This window comes from Pseudobacillus sp. 179-B 2D1 NHS (assembly GCF_045370945.1).
Classification (GTDB): domain Bacteria; phylum Bacillota; class Bacilli; order Bacillales; family Domibacillaceae; genus Pseudobacillus.
This window is the reverse complement of the sequence record NZ_JBIQDP010000014.1, coordinates 127,746-137,905: the sequence shown is the minus strand read 5'-3', so window position 1 is coordinate 137,905 and position 10,160 is coordinate 127,746. Positions and strand designations below refer to the sequence as shown.

Annotated in this window: 9 protein-coding genes; 7 read left to right on the top strand and 2 right to left on the bottom strand. The window is 43.1% G+C overall.

All coding sequences use genetic code 11. The features are described from left to right. Positions 1-107 precede the first annotated feature (107 nt). The gene (locus ACH0BF_RS15060) at positions 108-479 is read right to left on the bottom strand and encodes a TIGR04086 family membrane protein (protein WP_340853157.1); all 372 of its coding nucleotides are present in this window, start codon (positions 477-479) and stop codon (positions 108-110) included. 97 nt (positions 480-576) lie between these two features. Here ACH0BF_RS15060 and ACH0BF_RS15055 point away from each other — a divergent pair, with 97 nt between their 5' ends. Next, positions 577-1,221 carry a DUF421 domain-containing protein gene (locus ACH0BF_RS15055; protein ID WP_120033340.1) on the top strand — a complete coding sequence of 215 codons (645 nt, stop codon included), beginning with the start codon at positions 577-579 and terminating at the stop codon, positions 1,219-1,221. Between the two features lie 8 nt (positions 1,222-1,229). Here ACH0BF_RS15055 and spoVB read toward each other — a convergent pair whose 3' ends face one another. After that, positions 1,230-2,768: a stage V sporulation protein B gene (gene spoVB, locus ACH0BF_RS15050; protein WP_340853161.1), complete on the bottom strand. Its 1,539-nt coding sequence runs from the start codon at positions 2,766-2,768 to the stop codon at positions 1,230-1,232. A gap of 114 nt (positions 2,769-2,882) precedes the next feature. Between spoVB and ACH0BF_RS15045 the strand changes: the two genes are divergently transcribed. From ACH0BF_RS15045 to ACH0BF_RS15020, 6 genes are all read left to right on the top strand, one after another. After that, positions 2,883-3,197 (top strand): post-transcriptional regulator, encoded by a 315-nt coding sequence (locus tag ACH0BF_RS15045; protein ID WP_406909575.1) that lies wholly within the window; start codon positions 2,883-2,885, stop codon positions 3,195-3,197. 140 nt (positions 3,198-3,337) lie between these two features. Then, a complete protein-coding gene (secDF, locus tag ACH0BF_RS15040) occupies positions 3,338-5,602 on the top strand; it encodes a protein translocase subunit SecDF (protein WP_406909574.1) in 2,265 nt (754 codons plus the stop codon). Between the two features lie 246 nt (positions 5,603-5,848). Beyond that, positions 5,849-6,757, top strand: coding sequence for a cation diffusion facilitator family transporter (locus tag ACH0BF_RS15035; protein ID WP_120033330.1), 909 nt, complete (start codon positions 5,849-5,851; stop codon positions 6,755-6,757). 19 nt (positions 6,758-6,776) lie between these two features. Further along, positions 6,777-7,106: a LapA family protein gene (locus ACH0BF_RS15030; RefSeq protein WP_120033327.1), complete on the top strand. Its 330-nt coding sequence runs from the start codon at positions 6,777-6,779 to the stop codon at positions 7,104-7,106. A 128-nt stretch (positions 7,107-7,234) separates the two neighbouring features. Further along, entirely contained in the window at positions 7,235-9,601 is a 2,367-nt protein-coding gene (recJ, locus tag ACH0BF_RS15025) for a single-stranded-DNA-specific exonuclease RecJ (protein ID WP_406909573.1), read from the top strand. After that, complete coding sequence (locus tag ACH0BF_RS15020) at positions 9,592-10,107, top strand: adenine phosphoribosyltransferase (protein WP_120033320.1); 516 nt, start codon at positions 9,592-9,594, stop codon at positions 10,105-10,107. The genes recJ and ACH0BF_RS15020 overlap by 10 nt, the downstream gene beginning before the upstream one ends. Positions 10,108-10,160 lie beyond the last annotated feature (53 nt).

Below are 10,160 nucleotides of genomic sequence, written 5' to 3'. Positions count from 1 at the left end.
AGCCCCCATTCACAAGCAAAATAAAAAGGACTGTAGACAAACTCTAGAATTTCATTGAGTTTGTCTACAGTCTGAGCAAATCAACCAAATAGGTTGATTTGCTTTTTTTATTTTTTTGAAGACATATTCACACCGAGCACACCGCCCATCATTGCTGTGACGATAAAGCAGAGATGATAGACGAGCTGCTCCCATCCGAAGACGGAATCATGACCTAAATACTGGTAAAGAATCATAACTAAACTGTATAAGAGCCCAGCGGCTCCTCCTGAGAGCCAGCCCTTTTGGCCAGAGAGCTTTCCTGAAATAAATCCCCCGATAAAAAGCACAAAAAATGAGGTGATTGTAATCGAGAGATGCAAGGATGATTCATTCAACGAGCTGAACCGTAAAATAAGAGAAAAGACAAGGCTACACACCGCAGCAAATACAAAAATTACGATCGTTCCATACATAATTCCATAACTGAAAGGCTTCACGTTAAAGTCCTCCTTACTTTCCATTGTTTGTATTTCATGTTTTTTTCACTTAGGCTCACACTAAGAGGTAACATTAACAGATATAAAGGAGAGTTCCATGGTTTACTGGACAATCATTTTTCGAGTCATATTTCTATATGTTGTTATTTTATTTGTATTCCGGATGATGGGCCGAAGAGAGATTGGTGAGCTGAGTATCCTGGATCTCGTTGTATTCATTATGATTGGTGAAATGGCTGTCATTGCCATTGAGCAGCCGAATGATCCGTTAATGCACACACTTGTGCCCATCGCTCTTCTCGTTATTATTCAAATCAGCCTTGCGTATATCTCTTTAAAAAATGTAAAGTTCAGAGAGTTTATCGACGGCAAACCAGAGATTGTTATTAAACACGGAAAGATTGATGAAAAGGCGATGAGAAGACATCGCTATAATTATGATGATTTACTTCTTCAACTGCGTGATAAAGATATTCGCCATATTGATGATATCGAATTCGCTATATTGGAAACATCCGGCACTCTGTCAATTCTCAAGAAAGAGAATAAGAAAAAAGAGGGCTCATTCACATTGCCGATTGTGCTGGATGGCGAAGTCCATCATGAACATTTGCGAATGATTGGCAAAACAGAGCAATGGCTCATGCGTGAATTAAAGAAAAGAGGCTACAAAGATATTAAAGGCATTTCGTTTTGTAGCTTCCATGATGGCACGTTTTATATTGACAAGATGGGAGTATAAAAGCCGATTTATTTTTTTACAAAAGGAAGCCGCGATAAATCTTGTTTAGTCACAAGACCGAGCATAACGGAAAAAACAAAGTAGCAAAGAATGGTTAGTGCTGCCCCGGCAGCTAGGTAAGTGAAAGAACTAAGCGTATCCAACCATAGATCGTTTAAGGAACGGCTAATAAAGAAAGAAGCAGCCAGAACGAGAGAAAATTTAACGTACTGGTGAATGTTTACGGTAAGAGAAATTTTTTTAAAGACAGTCGCCAAATGCAGCAGAGTAACGAGTAAAATGCTTGCAGCCATGCCAAGCGCAGCGCCATAGATGCCAAATTGCGGTTGTGAAGCAAAAATAAAGATAACAGCTAACTTTACAGCGGCGCCAATTAGGCTGTTAATCATTGCTGCATTGGCCAAGTTCAACGCTTGCAAAACAGCCTGGAGAGGGCCTTGATAATAATAAAATAAGAAAAAAGGAGCCATTAACTCAATAAAGCGGGCACCATTGGATGAATGATACATAAATTGCATGAGCGGTTCAGCATATAAGAACAAAAGCAGCACAGACAGCCCGCCTGTCACAAGGCAAAAGCGCAAGGCTTCCTGGACGCGGTGCTCCAGCAGCTGATGTTGTTTCTTAGCGTACGCCTCGCTGACAGCAGGAACGAGAGACGTGGACAAGGCTAGGGTAACGAATGATGGCAAGAACATAACCGGGAGTGCATATCCGGTTAACACCCCATATTGTTTGGTAGCCGCGATGGCTGTTACACCAGCGATAGCTAAACTTTGAGTGACGACGATCGGTTCAAAAAACCACGAGAGAGAACCGATCATCCGGCTGCCAGTTGTAGGAATGGCGACCTCGAATAGTTCTTTTACTGTTTCTTTTCCAGTGCGAATAGCCCGGAAGAAGCGACGCCGAAGCAGAAAGTTTTTATTAAATCGGAACATTAGTAATAAATAAAGCAATGAAACAAGTTCTCCACAGGCAGCGGCAGCCATTGCTCCGGCAGCAGCGAATTCCATTCCATAAGGGAGCATTTCCTTTGTAAATAAAGCAATCAGACCAATTCGGACAATCTGCTCCAATATTTGAGAATAAGCAGCCGGCTTCATATTTTGTCTACCTTGGAAATATCCACGTAGCACGGAGGAAACCGCAATAATCGGAATAGCTGGCGTAATGGCGATTAAAGGATAGTAGGTGCGCGGATCGGTAAATAACACTTCTGACAAATAAGGAGCGAGCAGCAAAAGTGCAGGTGTAAAAAGTAACGATAGTGACAGCGTAATAGATAGCGATACAGCTAAAATCCTTTTCATTTTTGCTATGTCGCCCCTTGCTTCTGCGGCGGCAATACTTCTGGAGATGGCTACAGGGAGCCCCATCTGTGTGAGTGTGACTACAAGAATAAATGATGGGAATACCATCATGTATAAGCCGACACCTTCCTCGCCGATCAGACGGGCGATTACAATGCGATTGACAAAGCCGAGTATTTTTGTGATGAACATAGCTGCCATTAAAACGAGTGTCCCCTTTAAAAACTTTGACATCTGTCTCCCTGCCTTCTCAAAATAGATGAATTGCTTTACAATGATATATATGCCATCTAGTCGGGCAAGCATGACAAGTTCATTGATTCTTCTAAACAAAAGGGGAGGAGAAGGATGGGGGAAATACATCCATATGACAAGTATTTTCAATATTTATTGCCGGCGTTAAAAAGCAAGGTTGAGGAATTTCGGCTGTTGAATTACGGAACCATTGACATTCCTTCTTTGTGGAAGTATTTAACGATGAAAAAATGGCGAAAGCCTGAAGAGGATGTACACGTATATGAACTCGTCGCTGATATCCTATCCATGATGCCGGGGGATTATATGAATTATGCAACCGTTGAAGCCTATCGCTCGACGAATTGGTTTGAGGAAGTCAAAGGGGAAGAACTGCGGGAACTGCTTGGGACGAAAAAAGTTAAGTAAAATTGACAGCAGTTATTTTCTACTTCATAATAGTTTTGTTAAGGAATTCTGGTATCCTTTTACCAGAATTTTTTTCATCATATTGGAAATCATTTTATTCATTTGTTGCAGATGATTTGAATTAAGGAGGAAATTGTACAATGGTAAAACGCAGCCGGATTGTGGCCTTTTTTCTTATTGTGCTGCTGCTTGCAAGTGCAATCGGGCTCACGACAAAGGACATTGTCAACAATATAAAACTTGGGCTTGACCTTCAAGGCGGGTTTGAAGTGCTGTATGAGGTTGAACCAGCAAAACCGGGCCAGAAGATTACACAAGAAGTCGTGAAAAATACAGCCGATGCCCTGGATAAGCGGGTGAATGCTCTCGGCGTAAGTGAGCCGATTATTCAGATTGAAGAAGGCAATCGTATCCGTGTTCAGCTCGCGGGTGTAGAAGACCAAACAGAAGCAAGGAAAATGCTTTCTACGCAAGCAAATCTGTCTTTCCGCGATGCCAACGATAAGCTTATGATGGACGGGAGTGACCTTGCAGAAGGCGGAGCGAAGCAATCGTTCACACAGCAAGGAGCGCCAAACGTTGCATTAAAATTGAAAAGCAGCAAGAAGTTTAAAGAAGTGACAGAGCACGTTCTTAAGATGGCGCCAAACAATCAGCTTGTTATTTGGCTTGATTTTGAAGAAGGAAAAGACTCTTTCCGAAAAGAAGTTCAGCAGAAAAATCCAGGATTCCTATCTGCGCCAAATGTTAGCCAAGTATTTGATACGAATGAAGTGACAATTGAAGGAAATTTTACAGTTGAAGAAGCACAGAACCTGGCGTCTTTACTCAAAGCTGGTGCCTTGCCAGTAAAATTGGATGAAGTGTATTCCACTTCCATTGGAGCGCAATTTGGGGAAAAAGCACTGAATGAAATGATCCTCGCCGGGATTATCGGGATCTCTATTATCTATTTATTTATGCTTTTCTATTACCGGTTGCCGGGATTCATTGCGACAGTTACTCTTTCAGTCTATATCTATTTAATTTTACTAGTTTTTGACTGGATGAATGTTGTCTTAACGCTTCCAGGTATTGCCGCTTTAATTCTCGGTGTTGGGATGGCGGTTGATGCCAACATCATTACGTATGAACGGATCAGAGAAGAAATTAAAGTAGGCCGCTCGATCAGGGCCGCTTTTAAAGAAGGGAATAAAAGTTCCTTTCTAACGATTCTTGATGCAAACTTAACGACTATTTTGGCCGGGGCCGTTCTATTTTACTTCGGGACAAGCTCGGTTAAAGGGTTTGCGACGACGCTTATTGTCAGCATCCTCGTGAGTTTCATTACGGCCATTTGGGGGTCTCGCTTGCTGCTCAGCTTGTTTGTTCAAAGCAACTGGCTAAAGGACAAACCAGGCTGGTTTGGTGTTAGGAAAAAAGATATTAAAGACATTAGCGAGAACTATGATACGATCGATTTACCGACACGCTTTGACAAGCTTGATTTTGTGAAGCATCATAATAAATTTTTCGCTTTTTCAGCAATTGTTCTTGTAGCAGGCATCATTGTTCTGGCGTTCTTCCGTTTGAACCTTGGAATTGACTTTTCAAGCGGAACGCGCATGGAAATTATGTCAAACAAGCCATTAACTGAAGAAGTGGTGAAAAATGAATTAAAAGAAGTTGGTCTTTCTACGGACGATATCGTTCTTTCGGGAGAAAAGAAAAACGTGGGGGTTGCCCGTTTTAAAGAGTCTTTCTCTCAAGATAAAGTAGCGGATGTAAAAGCACACTTCGCTAAAAAGTATGGCAGTGAGCCAAATATCAGTACAGTTTCGCCAATCATTGGAAAAGAGCTTGCGAAAAATGCGGTCAAAGCTCTTGTTATTGCTTCTGTTGGGATTATTTTGTACGTGACGATCCGCTTTGAAATTTACATGGCGCTCGGAGCGATTATTTCCTTGCTGTACGATGCCTTTTTCATCGTAGCTGTTTTCAGTCTAATACGCCTTGAAGTAGATATTACCTTTATCGCTGCGGTTCTAACGATCATCGGTTATTCCATTAATGACACGATTGTTACCTTTGACCGGATGCGTGAGAATATGGCGAAGAGACGCAAAATCAAAACAGAGCAGGAGCTTGAAGACATCGTCAATGTCAGCTTGCGCCAAACGTTTACGCGTTCAGTCAATACTGTCCTGACGGTTGTTATTGCTGTCGTTGCCTTGCTTCTATTTGGAAGTGAATCAATCCGTAACTTTTCCATTGCGCTTCTCGTTGGTCTGATTTCAGGGGTGTACTCGTCCCTCTTTATCGCCGCCCAGCTGTGGCTCATATGGAAGAAGAAGGAACTCAAGAAAAAAGGCTCTATTATTACTTACAAAGAGAAAAAACAATGGAGCGACGAACCACAAGTATAAAGAAAAGCGGAAGGTGCTCAATCAGCGCGATAGCGCTCGGCGAGAAGTTGCCGTTCAGACTCCGAAAGAGGGAGTGTCGTTTACCGCTATTCTGTTAACCTGAAGTGTAAAGTCCTCTGTCATCTACTCTTATGTAAATGACAGAGGGTTTTTTCTGTAAGATAATCAATCGGACGGCTGTCCCTTTTCATGAATCCTCTGCTGATTGTTCATAATAATAGCAGAGGAAATGGAGGAGGCCGTTAGATGGAGAAAGAGGAAAGATTTAAAAAAGCAGAATTTGCAGCAGTGGTTGGAATCGTCGGGAATATTTTTTTGGCTGTTCTTAAGGGAGTATGCGGAGTGATCGGCCACAGCCGGGCGCTGATTGCAGATGCTGCACACTCAGCATCCGATGTGGCTGGCTCACTCGCTGTATGGGTTGGCTTAAGAGCGGCTAAACGCCCACCTGATGAAGATCATCCCTATGGGCATGGCAAAGCAGAGTCTATTTCAGCTATTGTTGTTGCTGTACTGCTCGTTCTTGTCGGAATCGAGATTGGCATTTCGTCAGTTAAAGCATTTTTTCACAACATCGAGCCTCCCAAGGCCATTGCTATTTATGCTGTTCTCTTTTCTATTCTTGTGAAAGAGGCGATGTTTCAATACAAGTACCGGTTGGGAAAAAGGTTAAAGAGTAATGCGCTAATTGCGAACGCATATGAACACCGTTCGGATGTGTACTCTTCTATAGCTGCACTGATTGGTATTGGGGCCGCGATGCTAGGTGGGAAGCTCGGAATAGAATGGCTTGTTTATGGTGATCCAGTTGCGGGGCTTCTTGTTTCGGTGCTTGTGTTGAAGATTGCTTGGACGGTCGGAAGCGAGTCGATACACAACACAATGGACCATGTTCTTCATGAGGAGAATACAGGCTCATTTAGAGAGGCCGTCTTATCTGTTCCTGATGTGCGAAAGATTAATTCTCTTTACGCACGGGAACACGGCCATTATGTAATTATAGATTTGAAAATATCCGTGGATCCTTTAATGACCGTAGAAGAAGGGCATAGTGTCGGAAAGCAAGTAAAGCAGAAGCTGCTGGCACTTCCTGACGTTCAGGACGCTTTCATTCATATAAACCCCGACCAATCGCGCTTCAAGGAAGAGAGTTAGCTGAAAAGGAGGAATAAAGATGAAGATGCAATCGGCTTTGCTACTCGTGATTCTTTTTGCTTTGGTTGTTGCAGTGTTTGCTGTCATTAACGTTAATCCGGTGGAAGTAAATTATGTATTTGGACAGTCGGAATGGCCGCTTGTCCTTGTCATCATAGTTTCGGTATTAATGGGAGGAGTAGTTTCAGGAGCGTTCAGTCTGTTTCGTACAATCGGCTTGAGGCGGCAAAACGATGTGCTTATTCATCAAATTGAAAAACTAAAACAGGAACTTCACGATTTAAAGCTGGAGAGACGGGAAAAGAGCCAAGCTGATTCAATCAAACGAATAGCTCCTGATGGAAAATAAGCAGGGATCCTCTCCATACAAGGTGTTCTAGAAGATTTGCTCTAGAACGCTTTTTTTTATGAAAATAAACACCTGCATTGAATCCCTATTTTTACTCTTGTATAATAGTAGGGCTAAGGGGTGACGGTATGTTAAAATCAAAAACCCGCTGGATTGTTCAGAAGACAGATGAACAAGTGAGGGATCAACTGATGGAACAATTGGGAATTAGCCCATTGTTGGCCTCCTTGTTGATCAATCGCGGTATAACTGAGACAGATGCAGCGCGGAGTTTTTTATACGATAAAGGGCATGAATTTCACGATCCATTTTTGTTCGATGGAATGAGAACAGCGATTGAGCGAATTTATCGGGCGATTGAAAATGAAGAGCCCATTTTAGTATTTGGAGATTATGATGCAGACGGAGTAAGCAGCACGTCTGTTATGATGACGGCTTTAACGGATTTGGGGGCAAAAGTAGATTTCTATATTCCAAATCGCTTTACCGAAGGATATGGGCCAAATGAGTCAGCTTTTCGTTTGGCAAAGGAACAGGGGTATCAGCTAATCATTACTGTAGATACGGGTATTGCTGCAGTGAATGAAGCAGCTGTAGCCGCTGAGCTTAGCATGGATTTAATTATTACTGATCACCACGAGCCGGGACCAGAGCTTCCGCAGGCGCTGGCTATTATTCATCCGAATCTGCCAGGAGGAAGCTATCCATTTCCTTATTTAGCAGGCGTTGGAGTAGCCTTTAAGGTGGCCCATGCGTTGTATGGCCATGTGCCGGAACATCTATTGGACCTGGCTGCTATTGGGACAATTGCAGATCTTGTGCCTTTAAAGGGAGAGAATCGAACCATCGCCAAAGCGGGAATAAAAAAGCTTCAGCAGGCTTCGCGTCCAGGAATTGAAGCGCTTTTACAGCTAACATCTACAAAGCCAGAAGCGGTAGATGAGGAAACAGTGGGCTTTATGATTGCTCCTCGCATCAATGCCGCCGGCCGTCTCGCTGATGCAGCGCCGGCTGTTGATTTACTGCTCACAAAAGATCGGGCAGAGGCGAGTGAACTTGCCCAGGAAATTGACGCCATGAACAAAGAACGGCAAACGATTGTTTCAGAGATTGCAAAGGAAGCAATTGAGACAGTACAGGCCCACTATCCCCCAGAAAAATATCCTGTTATTGTTGTAGGCAAAGAAAATTGGAATGCTGGTGTGATCGGCATTGTGGCATCGAGACTAGTAGATACATTCTACCGGCCGGCTATTGTGCTTAGTTTTGATCCAGAAACGAATAAGGCAAAGGGATCAGCAAGAAGTATTCCAGGCTTTGATCTCTTCAAGAATTTGTCCGAGTGCCGGGAATTGCTTCCTCATTTTGGTGGGCACCCAATGGCAGCTGGCATGACGCTGGAATTGTCTGATGTTGATGAGCTGAGAGAGCGTCTTTGCTCACTCGCTAGCGAGCAGCTATCTGCCGAAGACCTGGTTCCTGTTACGGAGCTTGATGCAGTGGTGCCGCTAGCACAGGTGAATTTGTCTGTAATTGAAGAATTGAATATGTTGGCACCTTATGGAATGGGCAACCCCAAACCACAAGTACTGATCGAGAAAGTGGAATTTTCCACTATTCGTAAGATTGGATCCGATAAGACACATTTGAAGCTTCAGCTTGAAAACTCTGCCGGTTCGCTGGATAGCATTGGTTTTGGCCTGGGCCAATATGCTGATCATATTGCTCCTTTTTCAAAAGTATCAGCTATTGGAGAATTAGCAGTTAATGAGTGGAATAATATTCGAAAGCCGCAATTGTTTCTAAAAGATCTTCGTGTGGACGATTGGCAATTATTTGACGTCAGAGGTCATCGGCAGCTTGAAAGGTGGATAAGCCAAGTGCCGGATGACCGCTTGTTGGTTACATTTAAAGAGGAAACAGCAGCCGAATTAAATTTAGGCAAATTTGCTGGAGAAACTGTATATGTCAATGGGCAGGAAGCCGCTTTACAATTGTCCATTGACAAGCAAAACATTGTGCTGGTTGACTTGCCCCCGACGAGAGAAGTAGTGGAAGCACTCCTGCAAACAGGCTGCCCGGAACGCATCTATGCTCACTTCTATCAAAAGGACAGTCACTTCTTCAGCACGATGCCGACGAGGGAACATTTTAAATGGCTATACGCTTTTTTATTAAAAAGAAAAAGCTTTGATTTAACTAAACAAGGAGACCAGCTTGCCCAGCATCGCGGGTGGTCGCGGGAAACGATTGACTTTATGTCAAAAGTGTTTTTTGAGCTTGACTTTGTTACAATAAGTGAAGGAGTCATTCATTTGAATGAACAGGCTCCTAAACGAGATTTGAATGAATCTCGAACCTATCAAAATAAGAAAATGCAATTTGAACTGGAGAATCAGCTGCTCTATTCTTCATGCCAGGAATTAAAGGACTGGCTGGATAAGCATGTGAATGCCCCTGTTGATAATGAGGAGGAAGTTGAATCATGGATTTAAAGCCGTATATTAAAATTGTACCGGATTGGCCAAAGCCGGGCATTAAGTTTAAAGATATTACGCCATTAATGGACAACGGAGAGGCTTTTCGCTATGCGACAGATCAAATTGTCGAATATGCTAAAGAGAGAGAGATTGATCTAATTGTCGGTCCTGAAGCCCGTGGATTTATTGTCGGCTGTCCAGTCGCTTATGCGCTGGGTGTCGGTTTTGCTCCTGTGCGCAAAGAAGGAAAACTTCCGCGTGAAACAGTGAAGGTAACCTATGGAAAGGAATACGGGGATGACGTTTTGACCATTCATAAAGACGCGGTGAAGCCGGGCCAGCGTGTATTAATTACAGATGACTTGCTTGCTACAGGCGGTACAATTGAAGCTACCATTAAGCTTGTGGAACAGCTGGGTGGAATCGTGGCAGGTATTGCATTCTTAGTGGAGCTTTCTTACTTGAATGGACGCAGTAAATTGGACGGATATGATGTATTGACATTGATTCCTTATGAATAAAAGGAAAAACAGGCACTGATGACAGTGCCTGTTTTTTTATACCTTCTTTGCTA

Coding starts and splice junctions, on each gene's coding strand:
- secDF (WP_406909574.1), top strand. CDS start 3,338: ATGGTAAAACGCAGCCGGATTGTGGCCTTTTTTCTTATTGTGCTGCTG.
- spoVB (WP_340853161.1), bottom strand. CDS start 2,768: ATGTCAAAGTTTTTAAAGGGGACACTCGTTTTAATGGCAGCTATGTTC.
- recJ (WP_406909573.1), top strand. CDS start 7,235: ATGTTAAAATCAAAAACCCGCTGGATTGTTCAGAAGACAGATGAACAA.
- ACH0BF_RS15055 (WP_120033340.1), top strand. CDS start 577: ATGGTTTACTGGACAATCATTTTTCGAGTCATATTTCTATATGTTGTT.
- ACH0BF_RS15045 (WP_406909575.1), top strand. CDS start 2,883: ATGGGGGAAATACATCCATATGACAAGTATTTTCAATATTTATTGCCG.
- ACH0BF_RS15035 (WP_120033330.1), top strand. CDS start 5,849: ATGGAGAAAGAGGAAAGATTTAAAAAAGCAGAATTTGCAGCAGTGGTT.
- ACH0BF_RS15020 (WP_120033320.1), top strand. CDS start 9,592: ATGGATTTAAAGCCGTATATTAAAATTGTACCGGATTGGCCAAAGCCG.
- ACH0BF_RS15030 (WP_120033327.1), top strand. CDS start 6,777: ATGAAGATGCAATCGGCTTTGCTACTCGTGATTCTTTTTGCTTTGGTT.